The sequence below is a fragment of the Dokdonia genika genome, assembly GCF_042652845.1.
GTDB lineage: Bacteria > Bacteroidota > Bacteroidia > Flavobacteriales > Flavobacteriaceae > Dokdonia > Dokdonia donghaensis.
The window spans coordinates 118,556-136,946 of the sequence record NZ_JBHSHB010000007.1; the positions used below are offsets into that span (position 1 = coordinate 118,556).

Here is an 18,391-nt window from a genome sequence, read left to right on the forward strand (position 1 = left end):
TTTTTTATTGCAGCCTTAACCCTACATTTATCTAATGAAAAAAATACTGGCTCCCCTCCTACTTACTATACTATCTATCTCTATCGTGAGCTGTGAGAAAGAAGTTGTTTACGAAACTAATAGCGCACGTTATAACACTAGCGACATAGCTTTATGTGCAACACAACAATGCCCAGACATAGATATTGATATTATTACTTTCTCTTCGCCAGAAACGGTTAAGGACATTGCAAATAAGTGGATTCTTGACAAGACAACTTCCACTTTGTATAATGCTTCTGAAGTGCCAGACCTTACTATAACAGATGCAGTAGACTTATACATAAACGAGTCTCAAATTTCATATCCCGAAACTACTGAGCTCTCTGATGCTCACGAAATACAAATAGAAACAGCGCTCTCTTATGGGACTAATAATTTGCTATCTATTGTGCACTATACCTATCAATTTTCTGGTGGCGCAAGTGGGTATGACAGAGCAAGCTACCTCAACCTAAATCCACAAAATGGAGAGCTATTATCTAAAGAAGCACTATTTACAGAAGATTTTTACGCTTTCGCGAAAGCGTACTTCACAAAAGAGTATCCGCAGCAGGCGTATATCTTTAACAATCCCACGTTTTATGAGAGTCTTAAAGAAGTTGGTTTTACAGAAGTAGGCGTAGTGCTTTATTACATAAATCTAGATGCACTACAGTCTGAAAATATGGTGGTTACTATACCTTGGAAAGAAGCAGAGAGTTACCTTACTTTTTAACGAGTTTTGACAACTGTATAACGCACCCTAAGTGTAAGCCTTCGTGATAATTATTAAACTCCAGAGCTTCTCCGACGTTGGTAAGTGTACCGCCCGTAGTAGATAATGTGTATTCTTTAAAGTCTTTAAAAAGTCCAGCTTCATAATCTTCTTGTAATTCTGCTAGTGTTGTAAACAAGAGTGTATGCATTTGTGCCACCTCTTCTTGAGTAACTAGCCCTTCTGGTTTTGTACCTTTTCTATAGCGATCTATAAAAGCCATATCGAGCTTAGGTTTAAGTCCAGACAGCCCGTATGTAAGAAGTTGCTGTGTAGCGATGCTATGACCTATGTTCCATATAATGTTATTATTAAAACCCTCTGGAATTGTGTTAAGCTCCTCTGTAGTATGATTTTTAATCAAGCGTTCTAAAAGTTGTCTACTTTTAAGACAGATATCAAAGGTATAGGTCATAATGTGTAATTTTTGTCTAAAAATAATTCATTTTGGATGAGTTAGATGGTAATTTTGTAAAGTAATTTAATAAGCCACCATATTTTGAAAAAAATCATACACTTAGCTACTTGCAACACTTGCCAGCGCATTATTTCTGAAATAACCCCATCTAGTGACGTTGTATTACAAGACATTAAAACCGAACCTCTTACAGAAGATCAAGTTGTGGCTATGAAAGAAATGAGCGGTAGTTATGAGTCGCTTTTTAGTAAACGAGCACAACTCTACCGTAAACGTGGTCTTAACGAGCAATCTCTCTCTGAAGAAGATTTTAAAAATCTTATACTTGAACATTATACTTTTTTAAAGCGCCCGGTTATGATTGTAGACAATCAAATTTTTGTAGGTAATAGCAAGAAGGTGGTTGCTGCTGCTGCTGAGGCATTTTCAAAAGCATAAAAATCTATGAGTAAGCGTCATCTCGCATTTCTTGCTGCCTTTGGCGCTAGTTTTATATATGGTGTAAACCACACGCTGGCAAAAGATCTTATGCCCACATACATTGAAGCATATGGTTTTATAATGCTTAGAGTGCTAGGCGCAGCGATACTATTCTGGATTACAAGCTTGTTTTTACCCTCAGAAAAGATTGACCGTAAAGACTGGTGGCGCATTATACTTTGTGCTCTTTTTGGGATGACTATTAATATGCTTATGTTTTTTAAGGGGTTACAGCTGTCTACTCCTATAAACAGTAGTGTGGTCATCACCCTATCTCCAGTTATCCTTCTTATTCTATCTGCTTTATTTTTAAAAGAGAAAATCACTTGGCTCAAAGCGTCTGGTATTGCTATAGGCCTAGTAGGGGCACTTATTCTTATATTATTTGGCGCAAAAACTCAAGCTAATGCGCCCAATATACCTCTAGGTAACACGCTGTTTATAATTAATGCCATTGCCTACTCCGTCTATCTAATTTTAGTAAAACCACTCACGGCCAAATATGCCTCGGTCACACTTATGAAATGGTTTTTCTTAATAGCGGTATTTACAAACGCACCCATTGCCTTACCTCAATTTCTCGAAGTACAGTGGTCTAGTCTACCACCTTCGGTTATAGGTGTAATGCTGTTTGTAGTAATAGGCACCACATACTTAACATACCTATTTAATGTATTTGCCCTGCGACAGCTCAAACCTTCTACGATAGGAGCCTTTATCTATTTACAACCACTCATAGCTACGCTTGTAGCTATTATACTAGGAGCAGACACCCTCACTACTATAAGAGTAGTAGCAGCTTCGCTTATTTTCTTAGGTGTATATTTAAGTACAAAACGAAAAAAAGCAAGTGTCTAATTATACGTGCACATCATATTCAAGTATAAATGATATAGATGATCGTGTATTTATAACACTAGACTGTCAGGACACTTTCTATTTTTCAAAACCATTCTTACACGCGTTTGAAAAGGCAAACCCGCTTATTACATACACCTACCTTCTATTTTCTCTCAATGACAAACCCGTAGCTCTTGCCATAACCCAGGCAATAGATATCTCATTAGATATGGCTTCAGAGAAAGTGCCACTCACCCAGCAACTAGCACGCAGTATACAATGTTACCTAAGCGGAAAGAAAACACATATATTAGTGTGTGGAAATATCTTTCTGAGCGGTGCATATGGTCTTTATGTAAAAACCGGTATAGATAAAAGAAGTGTATATGATACGCTTTCGCGAAAGCTAAAAAAGCTCTCTATACCAAAAAAACCAAGCCTCTTTTTCCTAAAGGACTTTAATGCTACCGAAGATGCATTTGCTAGCATCGCAGAAAAAGAACACTTTCAATCATTTACGGTAGAACCAAATATGAGGCTACGTTTAAGGTGGAAAGACTATGACAGTTATAAAAATGCCTTAAAATCTAAGTATAGAGTAAAGGTTAATAGAGCAGATACATTGAGTAAAAACCTAACTGTACAATCGCTATCTGCATCAGAAATAAGAAGCAATAAAGACAGTTTACAGCTGCTATATAATAACGTAACTAGCAAGGCTGTTTTTAACACCCTAACTATTACTATAGAGACCTATGCATTACTAAAAGATGCTTTTAAAGACCGTATCATTTTTAAAACCTATAGTATAGGTGATTTGCTTGTGGGATTTTCAACCGCTTTTGTTGTAGATAATTTGCTTGATGCACATTTTATAGGACTCAACTACGAGTTTAATAAAACAGATGCCGTCTACCAAAGAATGCTTAACGATTATATAAGACAAGGTCTCTCATTAGGGGTGAAAGAAATCAACTTGGGCAGAACAGCATCTGAAATTAAAAGTACTCTAGGTGCTGTACCAGAACAACTGCGGTGTTATATAAAACACCGTCGTACGGCAACAAATATGTTATTTAAACCTCTTGTGCGTCAAATCGAAATGACAGAATACAAGCAACATACACCGTTTAAAAAATAAACTTTGTGCACTATAAATTAGTTGTACGTTCTTAAACTTTTTGACATTTAAATTCTCCTTCAATATAGCAAATTGTGTTAAAAATTTAACTTTTATTTTAAGTTTTGACTACCAAAAGCAGTATTTAGATACATATATTTACACCAAACAACTTAAAAATCAACTCATTATGAAAACTCAAGAAATTGCAAACAATCTAGTAGAATGGTGTAATAAAGGAGATTATGCAAAGTGCTATCAAGAACTTTACAGCCCAGACATCGTAAGTCTCGAACCATCGTGGGCAGAACACTCAAGATCTGAAGGTATGGAAGCCGTAGGAAAAAAAGGAGAATGGTGGGAAAATACTTTTGAAGTACACAGTACTACTGTAAGTGAGCCTACTGTGGCAGAAAACTGGTTTTCTGTGCGATTTGATATGGATACTACTCATAAGCCTAGCGGGCAACGCAGTACATCTTCAGAAATAGCAGTTTATCAAGTAAAGGATGGAAAAATTGTTCAAGAGCAATTCTTTTATGATATGCCTGGACAATAGCCGTATAATTATAGGAGCAGCATCATACTGCTCCTATAATTTTTTTTATTACTCTCTATCTCTAGGCGCCTGCCCGTGAGATCTCATATCTTCTTTAGTTAAGACTTTATAGTCTGGTGTTTTTGGCGCATTTTCGAGCATAGGCATTAATGCCTCTGGAAGGCCAGTAGTTTTACGTGTGGTAAGATCTATCCAAGCTCCTTGCATACTTCCGCGAGCTAGGTTTCTTCCTTTATAATCATAAAAGTTATGTACAAACTTAAAGAACATACCATCCTCACTAGCTCCTCCTAACTCAAAGGTCACAGTGATAGGTCTACCTTGAAAGGCTTCTTTAAAAAAGAATATTTGCTCGTGAAAAATCACTGGCCCTATGTTATACTCCACCATCTCCTTCTGGCTTAAACCATTCTCTATCATAAAGCCCATACGAGTATGAGACATAAAGTTTACGTAAGCAGAGTTTGCTAGGTGGCGATTTGCATCTATATCACTCCATCGTATATCAAATTCTTTTGTGTACATATATAAATTGTTCTAATTAAATCAAGTTTATGACAATACCGTCTTGTCGTAAAATTACAATAATAGCTTCTTTGAGGTAGTGTAGTTTTCGATAAAAATATCTTAATAAGCTTTTACAGAATGACTATATATAGGTATTAGCCTCTCATAATTATGTAATTTTGTGATAGTAGTATGTTGTACTACAAAATGTTAAATATATAAAGCTCCATACCTTAAATGCCCATAGTTTCATCAAATTTTCGCGCAAGCGGACTATTTAAAGATGCTCATTTTTCTACCATTTACTCTGCAAAAATTAGGCGTGTAAAAGGGGTTAAACAGTCTAGAGAGCGTTTTGAACTTCCCGATGGTGACTTTATAGATATAGACTGGACAAATGCTCGAGTTTCAAGAAAAAATCAAAAGGTGGCTGTTCTCTTTCACGGTTTAGAAGGTGATGCACAGCGTCCTTATATGCTAGGCACAGCAAAGTTATTAAGCACAAATGGCTATGATGTTGCCGCTGTAAATTTACGAGGCTGTAGCGGCGTGCAAAATAGACTCTACCGGTCTTACCACAGTGGAGAAACGGGTGACATTGCATTTATTGTAGAAACACTTGTTAAGCGTAAATATGAAAAAATAGGGCTCTACGGTGTGAGCTTGGGAGGTAATGCTGTTTTAAAATACCTAGGAGAGCATACTAATATACCTGCAGAAGTTAAAGTAGCGTCTTGCATAGGTGTACCGGCAGATTTACGTATGTCTCTTGAGCAATTATCAAAAAAAGAAAATGTCATTTATCGCACTTCCTTTTTAGTACACTTACGTGCAAAGTATCGAAAAAAAATGTCTCGCTTTCCTGAGAAAATGAGTAGGCAGTCGTATAAGAAGATTAATAGTTTACAATCTTTTGACGATATATACACCGCGCCCGCTCACGGGTTTGAAGATGCACTAGATTATTATGCAAAAGCAAGTAGCGCTCAGTTTATAAAAAATATTAAAGTCCCTACCCTTATCCTTAATGCAAAAAATGATAGTTTTTTACACGGTGACTGCTACCCTATAGAACAAGCAAAACAGTCTGACATCTTACATTTAGAAATGCCAGATCACGGAGGACACGTGGGCTTTTATATGAAAGGAGAGTATTACTACAATGAGTTACGCACCTTTGACTTTTTTAAAAATTATATTGAGTAAAAAGCTGTTGTTGATTATCTTTAGAAACTTAAACTAAACTGAACTACTATGAAATTTAAAGGAATTATAGCTGCTCTTGCACTTGCAGGACTTATGATAAGCTGCGGAGGCGAAGAGAAAAAAGCCGAAAAACAAACCGTAAAGATAGGCTCAAAAAAGACAACCAAAAAAGATGATGGAAAATCTGTAAATCTTGCACTTGCAGGAAATGACCAGATGAAATATGACAAGAGCGAACTTAAAGTTAAAGCTGGTCAAGAAGTGACTCTTACTTTACGTCATACAGGAAAAATTGATAAAAAAATAATGGGTCACAACTTTGTACTGCTTAAGCCAGGTACATCTATTCCTGAATTTTCGGCAGCGGCGGCAGCAACTGGAGAAGCTGGTGACTGGATTGCAAATGAAGATCAGATCATAGCTCATACTAAGATGATAGGTGGTGGGCAGTCTACTACTGTAACCTTTACCGCACCAGAGGCCGGAACATATGATTTTATATGTAGCTTTCCAGGTCACTCAGGACTTATGAAAGGAAAATTTATTGTAGAGTAATCTACACTATTATAAAATGAAAAGCCCTGTAAACGTATTGTTTACAGGGCTTTTTATTTTTCCACATCAGCTCTTCTAAAAATCTGGGCGCTTGCGATTTGCCTTTTTTTCTGACTGTTCCTTTTTGGCTTTAAGGCGTTTTAGCTTGGCAAGTTTAGATGGAGGTTTTTTCTTTCTCACTTTAGGAACTTGTATGGCAACCTCTAGCAAAGAGAAAAAGCGCTTTATGACATCCTCTTTATTTTTATGCTGGCTACGTGATGCTTGTGAAGCAAGCTGCAGCACCCCTTCCTTAGTGAGTCTGTGAGCGAGCTTATCAGTAAGGCGTACTATTTCTTCTTCTGTAAATGCAAGGGTTTCTGGTAACGACCAGCTCAACTCTATTCTAGAACTTGTTTTATTTGCGTGCTGTCCACCCGGGCCACTGCTTTTTGAAGCCTTAAATGATAATTCTTGTAAGAGCTGTTCTCTATGCACTGTTTTTATTTCTTCGGCAGCGCTCGCTGCAGTAAATGACCTCTGCCCAGTTTTTTTCCCACTTTTTACGCCAGGTAAATGGACGTTTACAAACGGGACAATCTTTTGTGGGGAGGTCTCTCTTTTTCACGTAAGTGTTCTTATTTATATTGTTCTTCTAGATTATCGAGCATTATTTTTGTGATGGCATCTAGGTCAAATTTATGCTCCCAGCCCCAATCCTGGCGCGCAACACTGTCATCTATAGACTCTGGCCACGAGTCTGCAATGGCCTGTCTAAAGTCCGGCTCGTAGCTTATCTCAAAGTTAGGTATTACCTTTTGTATACTTGCTGCAACATCTTCTGGGGCATAACTTACTCCGGCTAGGTTGTATGATGAGCGCACTTTTATATTCTTTTTTGGCGCATCCATAATGCCTATAGTTGCTCTTATAGCATCATCCATATACATCATAGGCAATATTGTTCCTTTATTAAGAAAGCTACGGTACTGGCCGTGTTTAAGAGCTCTATGATAGATGTCTACAGCATAGTCTGTTGTTCCTCCTCCTGGCTCTGTTGTATAACTTATAAGGCCTGGGTAACGTATACTACGTACATCTACGTCATATTTATTATGATAATACTCACACCAGCGCTCTCCTGTCTGTTTTGAAATCCCGTATACAGTAGATGGCTCCATAACGGTAAGTTGTGGCGTATCTTGTGCAGGTGTAGTTTCTCCAAAAACAGCTATACTAGATGGCCAGAACACTTTTTTTACCTTCTTATCTTTTGCTAGGTTAAGTACGTTAAATAAAGAGGTCATATTAAGATGCCAGGCCTTTGCTGGAAAACGCTCTGCAATAGCACTAAGCATTGCTGCCATTAGGTACACGGTATCTACCTTGTACCTAAATATTACATCTTCTACTGCTGCAAGGTCTGTGGCATCTAGTAGTTCAAAATGCCCCTCACCCATTATGTCTTCATTACCCTCGCGTATATCGCTGGCAACTACTTTATCTGCACCAAATCTATTTCTTAAGGTAAGTGTAAGTTCTGTGCCTATCTGGCCGCAGGCTCCTATTATGAGTATTCTTGATTTCATTTGTGTGTGTTTTGAAGTACGCTTTCGCGAAAGCGTAGACAAACTTAGTCATAATTATTGCTCACATATATGCATTTGACCTACTTTTGTTATGTCTTTACGCTATATTTTATGAGATATTTATCTGTTTTATTATTATTTCCTTTTGTTCTTGCTATAAGTGCTTGTGACGAAAAACAAACTCCTCAAGAGGTTACCACCACAGATAAAATAGATGCAAGGGATACTTTATCTATTGCAAAACCTACAAATCTAAAGCCTAAAATAGGACTCACACCACAAGCAAGAGAAGGTGTAGCAAACTGGCCTTTATACAGGGATCTATCTGTAGCGATAGATAGTTTACAGATACCTACACTGGGCGTTTTAAAAAATAAGATTCAAAAATTTGACAACTTATATGAGGCAAAGGCAGAAGCAGAGGAGGCAGAGGTGCAAGTTGCTCCTCAAGAAACATTGTCTAACGCAATACAAGCAAGACTCATTGCCATTGAGACCAAGGTAAAAGTGCTTAAAAATGAAGCTTTTTTAAACAAACCAAACTCAGAAATACTGTCTAAGCAAATAGGAGATTTACATAATGCCTACCAGGATCTCAATTTACAACTCAATGAGGCGTTCAACACAAGCTTTAGAGATTTACTAGAAGAAATAAAACTTGAGAATGAAGAGCCTGATGGTGATGGGGAAGAAAAAGAAATTCTTGAAGATTAATAAATACAGTAAATTATGAAGTTTATAGCTACCCTTTTTGTCCTTATAAGCATTACTACAACTACACTTGCGCAAGATAATGACTCTATTGAGACATCTATCACAACAGCCTTAGATGCGTGGCATCAAGCAGCATCTAACGCAGATTTTGATGCTTATTTTGGTTTGATGACAGATACTGCCATTTTTGTAGGAACAGATGCAACAGAAATTTGGGATGTTGAGGCTTTTAAAAATTACTCAAAACCTCATTTTGATAAAGGTCGTGCTTGGTCATTTAAAGCTATAGATAGAAATGTGTATGTAGAGGAATTAAACCCAAGTATTGCTTGGTTTGATGAACATTTAGAAACACAAATGGGGATATGCAGAGGCTCTGGAGTTCTAAAAAAAGTAAACGGCAACTGGAAGGTGCACCACTATGTCTTATCTATTGCAGTGCCTAATGAAAATGTGTCCGAGCTTACACAAAGTAAAAAAGAATGGGACAGTCTTTATATCAAGAAGATGCGCAAAAAAGACTAATCAAACCACCCGTTTATTGTTAAAACCGCAGTGTTTTAATCCTTTTGTTGATATTTTTTAAGTTTTTTAGCTGTTTTTATAAGTGAATAATTGTGTCGAATACAATTCCTGCATTATATTTATCGCCTAATAAAACTACAATGAAAAAACTACTAGTACTAGGTCTTTGCCTAGTTGCGGGAGTATCTATTGCTCAAATAGGTACATCTGCCCCTTGGATGGAAACTTTTAACAATCCTAACCGAACCACAGAACCCACTTTTCAAGAAATTGTAAATGCTTTTGAACTGTATTGGGAAGACAAAGATGAAACCGTAAAAGGAAGCGGTTACAAACCATTTAAAAGATGGGAATCTTTTCACCAAAATTATCTCAATGATGATGGTACCGTAATGACTCAAAAGCAACTTTGGGACGTATGGCAAGAAGTAAACAGCTCTTCACGAGCGGCACAAACAGATGAGAGCGACTGGGTAAACATAGGCCCTCTTACTCATACTAATACAGGCTCTTGGTCTGCAGGTCAAGGGCGTGTAAACGCGATGGCTGTAGACCCAGCAAACCCTGCTGTTATTTATATAGGTGCTCCAGCTGGAGGTATCTGGAAGTCTACAGACACAGGCGCAACGTGGACACCTCTTACAGACCAACTACCACAAATAGGAGTGTCTGGTATCGCTATTGATCCTACCGATAGTAATATCATATACATTGCCACTGGTGATGATGATGCTGGTGACTCTACAAGTATAGGCGTGATGAAATCTACAGATGGTGGTGTTACTTGGAACACCACAGGTCTTAATGAAGGTAATTCTCCTTTAACAATGAATGAGATTTACTTTGACCCTGCAGACAATAAAACACTATGGCTTGCAACTAGCGATGGTGTTTATAAAACGACAGATAGTGGTCTAACTTGGGAAAACAAAATCACAGGCGACTTTGACGACTTAAAAGTAAAACCAGGAAGCTCTGATGTGCTGTATGCAGCTACTTCAAATAGAGTTTATAGATCTCTAGATGCTGGAGAAACTTGGACAAACATATCTGCTGGAGTCATTACTGGTGCAGCAAGACTCGTACTAGATGTAACCCCAGCAAATCCAGAAGTACTCTATGTATTTAGATCTGATTCAAGTTTTGGTTCTGGATCAATATTTAAATCTACAGATAGTGCAGATAGCTTTATAGAAACTTTTACTGGAGGTCAAGATATTTTCCAGAGTACGCAAGCCTGGTTTGATATGGCGTTTGCCGTTTCAGACACAAATGAAGACGAAATTTACACAGGAATACTCAATGTATGGAAATCTACTAATGGTGGCGCAAACTTCACACAACTTAACGACTGGAGTTCACCAAACCAAGCAGCATATACCCACGCAGATATTCATAACCTACGATTTATAAACGGAACTCTATATTGTGGAAGTGATGGTGGTATTTACACATCTACAGATGGTGGCGCTAGTTTTACAAGCATTACAGATGGTCTAGCAATAGGACAATTTTATAGAATAGATGTTGCTGCTACAGACGCTTCTCTTATTTCTGGAGGATTACAAGATAACGGTGGTTATGCTCGCCTTAACGAGCAATGGCAAAACTATTATGGAGCAGATGGAATGGAGAATGTATTTGATCCAAATGACCCAAACAGAGTTTACGGATTTATACAAGGTGGCGGTGGCCCTTATTTTTCAAATAATGGAGGAGCATCACTCGCAGGAGCTTTTAACGCTCCAGAAAATGGTAACTGGATAACACCTCTAGCCTTTGCAAAAGATAGTAGACTATATGCGGGATATACTAGTCTTTATGAATTAGATTTTTGTTCTAATACTTGGGTACAACGTTCATCGTCTTTTGGTACTCGTATTGATTACCTTGAGACAGACCCAAATGATGAAGAGGTAATGTATGTAGCGGTTGATAATCAACTATACAAAAGTTCTAACAGCGGTGATAATTTTGCTTTTGTGACTAACTTTTCAAATAATATATCTTCACTTGAAGTGAAAAATGGAGATAGCTCAACATTATATATTGTTACAGCTGGAACCTCAGGTAAAGTATATGAAGCAAACATTACAGGCACAGACATTACGGCAACCGAAATTACCGGCTCATTACCTAACATTCCTAAACTAGTTATAAAGCATCAAAACTTACACTCAGAAAACCCACTATATCTTGGTACAGCACTTGGAGTTTGGAGATATGATGATGTTACAAACGACTGGGAGACCTTTGATAATGGATTACCTAATACTGCTGTACGTGACTTAGATATTAATGAGTCTAATGGTATTCTTACGGCAGCTACCTACGGTCGTGGCATCTGGCAAACTAACATAGATACAGAGCCCATAGCCCTAGATATCGCTACGACTTCATTAGCACCTATGGGTAATCAAGCCCTCTCTTGTGAAGAAATCCCTACAGAACTTACTTTTATAAATAGTGGTACAGATGTAGTTACAACTGCTACCATAAATTATCAAGCTGGTGGTATTTCAAATTCAATAGATTGGTCGGGATCACTTGCATCACAAGAGTCTACTACAATTGAGTTGCCAGTGCTAGGACTCTCTACAGGGACATATGAGCTTGTAGCAGAAGTTATATTAAATGGTGATCAAGTAGTAGATAATAATGACTCAAGAACCATTCTAGCCGTAAACGCAGTAGGAGAAGGAGATCTTATTAATGACTTTGAAACAGAAGAAGATGCACTTCTTGTACTTACCGAAAATAGCAATGCAAGTAATTGTGACACTAGTAGCACAACCTGGCAAAGAGGGATCCCTTCGGGCCCAGCTCTTAATCAAGCAGCATCTGGTCAGAATGTATATGCAACTAACTTAGGTGGTGATCACGGTGATAATATCAAAGAATTTTTAACTACTAAATGTTATGACATATCAGCACTAGAAGTACCTCAAATTTCATTTCAGATGGCTTTTGAGCTAGAAAATGATTGGGATATTATGTATATGGAGTATACTACAGATAATGGCGTTACTTGGAATATATTAGGAACAGCAAATGATCCTAACTGGTATAACAGTGATACCTTACCGGGCAACAATTGCTTTAACTGTCCAGGAGCACAGTGGACGGGTGACAACGACACCTCTCTTAACGAGTATAGTTATGACCTTACTGCCTTTGCCGCAGAGACTAGTATGATCTTTAGATTTGTTTTCCACTCAGATCAGAACACGGTGAGAGAAGGTGTATTATTAGACGATTTACAAATAGGTCTTGAGCCACTTGCTATAGATGAGGTTTCTATTTCAGGTCTTAGCATTCACCCAAATCCCTCAAATGGCGTCTTTAACATCAACTGGTCTCAAGGAACTCCGCTTACTATAGAAGTTTATGACATCTTAGGTAAGGTAGTTGTAAAACCTATTACAACCACTGCGGGAGAGACAAACTACCCCTTAGATATGAGTTCATTTGCTACCGGTTTATATTTACTTAAACTCAATACTGGTACAAAGCAAATAACCAAAAAGCTGATACGCAACTAACTAATCAAGCCCTCTTAAAAGAGGGCTTTTTGTTTTATTAACTTTGTAACAATCCAAAATTAATAACGTCTTATTCAGATATAATTTCAAACACTCATAACACTATGAAACTTTATAAATCGGCTGCAATTGTAGCCACTTGCGCACTTACTCTAGTAAGTTGTAAAACAGAAGGTCCAAAAGACGAAGCCAAAACAGAAGAAATTCCAGGTATCGTACTTGAAAATATGGATACTTCTGTAACTCCTAATCAAGACTTTTACAACTACGTAAACGGCTCTTGGATGAAAAACACAGAGATACCTGATGATCGTACAAGCTGGGGAGGCTTTTCTGTACTACGTAAATCTACAGATGCAGATGTTCTTGCTATACTTGATGAAGCAGAAAAAAGCGGGAAGTACACTGCAGGCACAGACCAAGCAAAAGCACTAGCAATCTTTAATACAAAGTTGGATACGCTTGCGCGAAACGAAGCCGGATTAAAACCATTACAACCAGCACTAGATGATATTGCCGGTGTTACAAACCTCGCAGAGTTGCAAACCGTACTTGCTACAAACCCTGCAGTATCTTCTCCATTTTTAAGTATAGGTGCTGGAGCAGATCTTAATGATAGCTCAATGAATACTGTTTATCTAGGCGCAAATGGTTTAGGTCTTCTAGACCGTGACTATTACATCTTAGAAGACAGTAAGTCTAAAGAAATACGTGTAGAGTATAAAAAGCATATTTCAAGAATGTTACAAATGCTAGGTGACTCTGAAGTAGATGCCACAGCAGCTGCAGAAAAAATTCTTGAGATGGAGACTGCACTTGCTATACCTAGACTAGATAAAGTAGAAAGCCGTGATGCTCGTAACTTCAATAATCCACGTTCTGTAGAAGAGGCAGATGCAATGCTAACATCTGTAGATCTTAAAAAGATGATCAAAGACTTAGGTATCAAAAAAGAATTTGACACGCTCACGGTAACACAGCTTAAGTATACTGCAGCCTTAGACAAGTTTTTAAACAACACATCTATTGAAGATATAAAAACACTCGTACGCTGGGATACTTTTAATAGTGCTGCCGGTAGACTAAGTACTGATGTTGAAACAGCAAACTGGGAGTTTTATAGTAAATACCTAAGCGGTGCAAAAAAGCAACGCCCAGCAGATGAGCGTGCGCTTGCAACTGTAAACGGTACCGTAGGAGAAGCTTTAGGACAACTATATGTAGATGCAAAGTTTCCGCCAGAGGCAAAAGCAAAGGCAGAAACAATGATTGCAAACGTGATTGATGCTTACAAAAACCGCATCCAGAATTTAGACTGGATGGGAGAAGAGACTAAAGAAAAAGCAATCGAAAAGCTTGATAAATTTACGGTTAAGATTGCATATCCAGACAAGTGGGAAGATTACTCAACAATGGAGGTATCTGCAGATAAGACCTATTTTGAAAATATGACAGCAGTAGGTAAATGGGGTCAACTTAAAAATTATGAAGATATAGGTGAACCTGTAGATAAATCTAAGTGGGGAATGTCACCACAAACGGTTAATGCATACTTCAACCCGCTTAACAATGAGATTGTTTTTCCTGCAGCAATATTACAGCCACCATTTTACAACTACACGGCAGACGAGGCTGTAAATTATGGAGGTATAGGTGCCGTAATAGGTCACGAGATTTCACACGCCTTTGATGATAGTGGAGCACGTTTTGATGCAGATGGAAACTTAAAAAACTGGTGGACAGAGTCAGACCTTGAGGCTTTCACAAAACGTGGTAATGCACTTGCAGAACAATACAGCAATGTAGAAGTACTAGACAGCGTTTTTGTAAACGGTAAGTTTACACTAGGTGAAAACATAGGTGATCTAGGAGGAGTACTAGGAGCTTATGACGGTCTTCAGAAATACTATGCAGAAAATGGACGCCCAGAAAACATAGATGGCTTTACGCCAGAACAACGTTTCTTTATGTCTTGGGCAACCGTGTGGAGAACTAAGAGTCGTGATGAAGCTTTAAGAACACAAATCAAGACAGACCCACACTCTCCAGGTATGGTGCGTGCTGTACAACCTTTACTTAATGTAGATGCTTTTTATGAAGCATTTGATATAAAAGAAGGAGATGCAAATTACCTAGCTCCAGAAGATAGAGTGCGTATTTGGTAATACAAACGCTTTATAAACTTAAAAAACCGTCTCATTAGGGACGGTTTTTTTATGCTTTCGCGAAAGCGTACTTAAACTATTTAATAGTTATAGCAATCTATAAATCAACCTGAAACTCGTAATTCAAAACGGGTTTTACAACTACACTATTTACCTCTTTAAACGTGGCTGTATCCTCGTCTATGTACTCTGGAGGCTCAAGACCTAGCTCTTGTGCTTGCTGTGTATAATATTTCTTTTTTGACGGGTGGCTAGGTGCAACGGCATTTATAATATGACCGAAGGCGTCCTGCTTTATAATAGTCATTAAAATGCCTATACAATCATCTCTATGAATCATATTTACGGGAGCCTTACCATTAGTAAGCCCATTACGACCGGCAAGAAACTTAACAGGGTTTCTACTACCTCCAAAGAGTCCTCCAAAACGTACTACGGTGGTCTTAAAAGCACTGTTATTAAAGAAAATTTGCTCTACATCGTGTAATTGCTTACCAGCATTAGTCTCAGGTCTAGGCGCGATTTTTTCTGTAACTACTCCCTGTGAGTCATCATATACTGAAGTGCTACTTACTAGAATAACTTTTTCTATTTGTGATTTTTCTACTTGATGTAAAAAGTGAGCCATTTTAAGTGCATAATTCGCTCCAGTATTTCTACGCAATCCCGGTGGAATCATTATCATAAGCACATCGGTATCAACAAGCAAGGTGTCTACAAGTCCAGACACACCTGCCTCTGCTAAAACAACTGGGTACGCTGTAATGCCACTTTTTGTAAGTGCTTTTGCCTTCTCTGTATCTGTGACGCTACCTTTTACTTGGTAACCATATAATTTGAGATGTGATGCTAGTGGTTGCCCTAACCAGCCTAATCCTGCAATAGTTATTCTTTTAGTCATATGTGTCCCATTATCACGGGGGTTTTAAAATACTGTACTATTCTTGTACCTGTAGTGTGTCACTTTGTGGAGTGGCAAATGCCAGCTCATTTATGTTAATCGCGCGCTCTATAATAATGGCATCATTTACGACAAAGGGTTTAGGCATCATCGTTTCTGGTCTGGCAGATACTGTGAATTTTGAATTTTCTAATAAGTCAAAAGAGTATTCTCTAAAACTTATTTTTGGATCTACTCCGGCAGGCACCACAAAACTAAATTCAAGCTCCTCATCTGCTCCCATATAATAACTTAGTAGAGCGTTACTCCATCTCTTCTTATATAAAGATGCCGTGCTATCTGGCTTGTATTCTTTTTTATTATATGATAGCATTTTAAACGGCGTATTCTTATCTGCAAAGAGGCGTATTCTATTAATACGTCGCTGTGGTCTTATGCTCAACGTTACCTCTCTATTTCCATCTACAACCTCATCTTTTTCTTTGATAATGATAGTTTCTTCAAGGTCTATAACAGCTGTTTCCTTTGCATAGCTAAAGGAGGTATTATACTTGCTTCCAGAAGCATTTGTGATATACTCACTGGCAGCTTTGGGGTTAGACCCTAAATATCCCTCTACCCAACTATCTATATAATCATCATAGGTGACCCAGTAAGCATTACTATCACTATCATTGTGGTAATATAATAAGCTATTAGGCTTTTGCCTCTCTTCTGTATAATCAGACTTTGCGTGTGCTACTCCTAAAAATACAAACGTAAGTATTAAACCTATATAACCTAAAAAGCGCTTACTCTTGTAATAGCCTATTACGGGTAATGATAAACCAAATACTAGCACTGTAAAAAGTATAGAAATCCAGTATGCAGATGGTCCTAAGCCCACAGGAAAAAACTGGACTAATGGCGAAAACACAAATAATGCTGGCGCTACCAGTAAAAGCATTAATATAACGCTTGGTTTCTTTTGCTTAATCATTACAAAAAAGGCAACAAGACCAAATAATAATGGAATAATAAAGTAGCCAGCCCCTTTGAGATATATAGCAACCATTATATTTATAATAACCCATAAAGCAAGTGGGGCTACATAAGTACTTACTGTATGTTCTAGTTTACATAAACGACTATATACGCCGAAGCTAAACGCTAGTGACATCATCACAAAAGCAATCGTATACCAGTGACCATTATAAATAAATACTGGCAACATATCATTATACTGAGGGTATAATGATGGCATTAACCACACAAATATTTGTAGAAGTAGTAAAGCACATCCTAGGGAAATAAAAAGTGCTAAAAAACCTCGCCCTACAGGACCTCCCCTTAACTTTTTATCTCTAAAACCTTTAATTAATAAAAGTATGAACACTACCAAGGCAATAATAGCCATAGGTAATACCCAAGCAAACGGATATGAAACAAAAGTAAGTAGTGGTGTGTCAAAATATACCCTATCCTCACTAGATTTAATGCTAGATAAATCTACTTGAGCAAAGTGCTTGATAAGCGGCAATAAGTACTGTCCTTGATGCTCAAGTGTGCGCGGGTCAAGATTATCTACAGTATCATTTACCGTATGATAATTATAATGACTGTCTATAAACGCAAAGAAAAAGCCTGGTATATCACCATCTTCACGGAGCACTGTAGAGTCTGTATCATTAGGTAGCATTTTATATATACTATACATTAATGATGTAGCCACGGGGTACTCAAGTCCAGCCTTCTCAAACTCTTTAATAAGATTTTCATTACCCCCATTAGTCTCCACAATCATATTAGAAGGTCCAGAAGAGCCTCTAGCTTCAAAGTTTAAGGCAATACCCACATCTTTTGCCCAAGGGTGTTCTTTTACAAATAACGTAGCACCGTCTAGACCTAACTCTTCAGAGTCTGTAAATAGCACGATAATATCATTTTCTGGCTCAACTCCAGCTGCTAGATAGGCTCTTAAACTTTCTAACACAGTCACCACTCCAGACCCCGCATCGCTCGCCCCGTGAGACTTACTATGTGGAGCACTATCATAATGCGACATTAATAATACTGCCTTACCCGTGCCGGTTCCTTTATAACGTGCCACTATGTTTTTTGGCTTTACTAAGGTACTTGATCCCCACCAAGAGTCTAGTACATATCCCTCTTGCACAGAAGGCTCAAGACCTAGTTTCTTAAGCTCATCTATAATATACCCACGCACTTCTGCGTGTGCAGGTGACCCTACATAGTGAGGTTTTTGAGAGATTACTTTGAGTTGGCTCATTGCACGTTCTGTAGAGAACTCAGTGAGTGGTACATCTCCAGAAGATGCCGTCTCTGGTAAAAGCGATTTAAAGCTTAACCACACAAGAAAGAGGAGTACAAATAATGAGAAGAAATGTTTAAGGCGCTTCATTTGTTATTGGTTTGGTGCTTGTAAAATACAAATTTATAGGTTTGGAGTACGCTTTCGCGAAAGCGTAACACAACTTATTAAATATAAATGACTA

General features: G+C 38.0%; 18 protein-coding genes. 11 read left to right on the plus strand and 7 right to left on the minus strand.

What is annotated here, in order from left to right; all coding sequences use genetic code 11:
• Nucleotides 1-34: 34 nt before the first annotated feature.
• Nucleotides 35-757 (plus strand): hypothetical protein, encoded by a 723-nt coding sequence (locus tag ACFO5T_RS01435; protein WP_380031435.1) that lies wholly within the window; start codon nucleotides 35-37, stop codon nucleotides 755-757.
• Here the strand turns inward: ACFO5T_RS01435 and ACFO5T_RS01440 are convergent.
• Nucleotides 747-1,211, minus strand: coding sequence for a DinB family protein (locus ACFO5T_RS01440; protein ID WP_380031438.1), 465 nt, complete (start codon nucleotides 1,209-1,211; stop codon nucleotides 747-749). The two genes, ACFO5T_RS01435 and ACFO5T_RS01440, sit on opposite strands and share 11 nt — an antisense overlap.
• An 84-nt stretch (nucleotides 1,212-1,295) precedes the next feature.
• Here ACFO5T_RS01440 and ACFO5T_RS01445 point away from each other — a divergent pair, with 84 nt between their 5' ends.
• From ACFO5T_RS01445 to ACFO5T_RS01460, 4 genes are all read left to right on the plus strand, one after another.
• On the plus strand, nucleotides 1,296-1,652 hold the full coding sequence (locus tag ACFO5T_RS01445) for an arsenate reductase family protein (RefSeq protein ID WP_380031440.1): 357 nt from the start codon (nucleotides 1,296-1,298) through the stop codon (nucleotides 1,650-1,652).
• Between the two features lie 6 nt (nucleotides 1,653-1,658).
• Nucleotides 1,659-2,552: a DMT family transporter gene (locus tag ACFO5T_RS01450; RefSeq protein WP_380031442.1), complete on the plus strand. Its 894-nt coding sequence runs from the start codon at nucleotides 1,659-1,661 to the stop codon at nucleotides 2,550-2,552.
• A complete protein-coding gene (locus ACFO5T_RS01455) occupies nucleotides 2,545-3,675 on the plus strand; it encodes a hypothetical protein (RefSeq protein ID WP_380031444.1) in 1,131 nt (376 codons plus the stop codon). The genes ACFO5T_RS01450 and ACFO5T_RS01455 overlap by 8 nt, the downstream gene beginning before the upstream one ends.
• Before the next feature lie 169 nt (nucleotides 3,676-3,844).
• Nucleotides 3,845-4,213: a SnoaL-like domain-containing protein gene (locus ACFO5T_RS01460; RefSeq protein WP_380031446.1), complete on the plus strand. Its 369-nt coding sequence runs from the start codon at nucleotides 3,845-3,847 to the stop codon at nucleotides 4,211-4,213.
• 48 nt (nucleotides 4,214-4,261) lie between these two features.
• Here ACFO5T_RS01460 and ACFO5T_RS01465 read toward each other — a convergent pair whose 3' ends face one another.
• The gene (locus ACFO5T_RS01465; protein WP_038598374.1) at nucleotides 4,262-4,738 is read right to left on the minus strand and encodes an acyl-CoA thioesterase; all 477 of its coding nucleotides are present in this window, start codon (nucleotides 4,736-4,738) and stop codon (nucleotides 4,262-4,264) included.
• A gap of 219 nt (nucleotides 4,739-4,957) precedes the next feature.
• Here ACFO5T_RS01465 and ACFO5T_RS01470 point away from each other — a divergent pair, with 219 nt between their 5' ends.
• The gene (locus ACFO5T_RS01470) at nucleotides 4,958-5,926 is read left to right on the plus strand and encodes a YheT family hydrolase (protein WP_380031448.1); all 969 of its coding nucleotides are present in this window, start codon (nucleotides 4,958-4,960) and stop codon (nucleotides 5,924-5,926) included.
• Nucleotides 5,927-5,974: 48 nt separating this feature from the next.
• A complete protein-coding gene (gene azu / locus ACFO5T_RS01475) occupies nucleotides 5,975-6,481 on the plus strand; it encodes an azurin (protein ID WP_380031450.1) in 507 nt (168 codons plus the stop codon).
• Between the two features lie 75 nt (nucleotides 6,482-6,556).
• Here the strand turns inward: azu and arfB are convergent, their stop codons facing one another.
• From arfB to ACFO5T_RS01490, 3 genes are read right to left on the minus strand one after another with little or no spacing between them, the layout of a single operon-like run.
• On the minus strand, nucleotides 6,557-6,958 hold the full coding sequence (gene arfB, locus ACFO5T_RS01480) for an alternative ribosome rescue aminoacyl-tRNA hydrolase ArfB (RefSeq protein ID WP_380031452.1): 402 nt from the start codon (nucleotides 6,956-6,958) through the stop codon (nucleotides 6,557-6,559).
• Nucleotides 6,951-7,088, minus strand: coding sequence for a DUF2256 domain-containing protein (locus ACFO5T_RS01485; protein ID WP_084811657.1), 138 nt, complete (start codon nucleotides 7,086-7,088; stop codon nucleotides 6,951-6,953). The genes arfB and ACFO5T_RS01485 overlap by 8 nt, the downstream gene beginning before the upstream one ends.
• 10 nt (nucleotides 7,089-7,098) lie before the next feature.
• Complete coding sequence (locus ACFO5T_RS01490; protein ID WP_380031455.1) at nucleotides 7,099-8,049, minus strand: NAD-dependent epimerase/dehydratase family protein; 951 nt, start codon at nucleotides 8,047-8,049, stop codon at nucleotides 7,099-7,101.
• Between the two features lie 111 nt (nucleotides 8,050-8,160).
• Between ACFO5T_RS01490 and ACFO5T_RS01495 the strand changes: the two genes are divergently transcribed.
• The 4 genes from ACFO5T_RS01495 (at nucleotide 8,161) to ACFO5T_RS01510 (ending at nucleotide 14,995) form a co-directional block, all read left to right on the plus strand.
• Entirely contained in the window at nucleotides 8,161-8,763 is a 603-nt protein-coding gene (locus tag ACFO5T_RS01495) for a hypothetical protein (protein ID WP_380031457.1), read from the plus strand.
• A 15-nt stretch (nucleotides 8,764-8,778) separates the two neighbouring features.
• Complete coding sequence (locus ACFO5T_RS01500) at nucleotides 8,779-9,288, plus strand: nuclear transport factor 2 family protein (protein WP_380031459.1); 510 nt, start codon at nucleotides 8,779-8,781, stop codon at nucleotides 9,286-9,288.
• A gap of 140 nt (nucleotides 9,289-9,428) precedes the next feature.
• On the plus strand, nucleotides 9,429-12,830 hold the full coding sequence (locus ACFO5T_RS01505; RefSeq protein ID WP_380031461.1) for a T9SS type A sorting domain-containing protein: 3,402 nt from the start codon (nucleotides 9,429-9,431) through the stop codon (nucleotides 12,828-12,830).
• Between the two features lie 104 nt (nucleotides 12,831-12,934).
• Nucleotides 12,935-14,995, plus strand: a complete 2,061-nt coding sequence (locus ACFO5T_RS01510; protein WP_380031463.1) for a M13 family metallopeptidase — start codon at nucleotides 12,935-12,937, stop codon at nucleotides 14,993-14,995.
• 97 nt (nucleotides 14,996-15,092) lie between these two features.
• On the opposite strand, the gene ACFO5T_RS01515 is transcribed toward ACFO5T_RS01510, so the two are convergent.
• Together ACFO5T_RS01515 and ACFO5T_RS01520 are read right to left on the minus strand one after the other, a co-directional pair.
• Nucleotides 15,093-15,896: an NAD(P)H-binding protein gene (locus ACFO5T_RS01515; protein ID WP_380031465.1), complete on the minus strand. Its 804-nt coding sequence runs from the start codon at nucleotides 15,894-15,896 to the stop codon at nucleotides 15,093-15,095.
• 37 nt (nucleotides 15,897-15,933) lie between these two features.
• The gene (locus ACFO5T_RS01520; RefSeq protein ID WP_380031467.1) at nucleotides 15,934-18,297 is read right to left on the minus strand and encodes a M28 family peptidase; all 2,364 of its coding nucleotides are present in this window, start codon (nucleotides 18,295-18,297) and stop codon (nucleotides 15,934-15,936) included.
• Nucleotides 18,298-18,391 lie beyond the last annotated feature (94 nt).

Excerpts from the sequence above, each read along its gene's own strand:
- ACFO5T_RS01500 (WP_380031459.1), top strand. The coding sequence starts at position 8,779 with ATGAAGTTTATAGCTACCCTTTTTGTCCTTATAAGCATTACTACAACT.
- ACFO5T_RS01460 (WP_380031446.1), top strand. The coding sequence starts at position 3,845 with ATGAAAACTCAAGAAATTGCAAACAATCTAGTAGAATGGTGTAATAAA.
- ACFO5T_RS01470 (WP_380031448.1), top strand. The coding sequence starts at position 4,958 with ATGCCCATAGTTTCATCAAATTTTCGCGCAAGCGGACTATTTAAAGAT.
- ACFO5T_RS01520 (WP_380031467.1), bottom strand. The coding sequence starts at position 18,297 with ATGAAGCGCCTTAAACATTTCTTCTCATTATTTGTACTCCTCTTTCTT.
- ACFO5T_RS01440 (WP_380031438.1), bottom strand. The coding sequence starts at position 1,211 with ATGACCTATACCTTTGATATCTGTCTTAAAAGTAGACAACTTTTAGAA.
- ACFO5T_RS01495 (WP_380031457.1), top strand. The coding sequence starts at position 8,161 with ATGAGATATTTATCTGTTTTATTATTATTTCCTTTTGTTCTTGCTATA.
- ACFO5T_RS01465 (WP_038598374.1), bottom strand. The coding sequence starts at position 4,738 with ATGTACACAAAAGAATTTGATATACGATGGAGTGATATAGATGCAAAT.
- ACFO5T_RS01505 (WP_380031461.1), top strand. The coding sequence starts at position 9,429 with ATGAAAAAACTACTAGTACTAGGTCTTTGCCTAGTTGCGGGAGTATCT.
- azu (WP_380031450.1), top strand. The coding sequence starts at position 5,975 with ATGAAATTTAAAGGAATTATAGCTGCTCTTGCACTTGCAGGACTTATG.
- ACFO5T_RS01450 (WP_380031442.1), top strand. The coding sequence starts at position 1,659 with ATGAGTAAGCGTCATCTCGCATTTCTTGCTGCCTTTGGCGCTAGTTTT.
- ACFO5T_RS01435 (WP_380031435.1), top strand. The coding sequence starts at position 35 with ATGAAAAAAATACTGGCTCCCCTCCTACTTACTATACTATCTATCTCT.
- ACFO5T_RS01515 (WP_380031465.1), bottom strand. The coding sequence starts at position 15,896 with ATGACTAAAAGAATAACTATTGCAGGATTAGGCTGGTTAGGGCAACCA.
- ACFO5T_RS01490 (WP_380031455.1), bottom strand. The coding sequence starts at position 8,049 with ATGAAATCAAGAATACTCATAATAGGAGCCTGCGGCCAGATAGGCACA.
- ACFO5T_RS01510 (WP_380031463.1), top strand. The coding sequence starts at position 12,935 with ATGAAACTTTATAAATCGGCTGCAATTGTAGCCACTTGCGCACTTACT.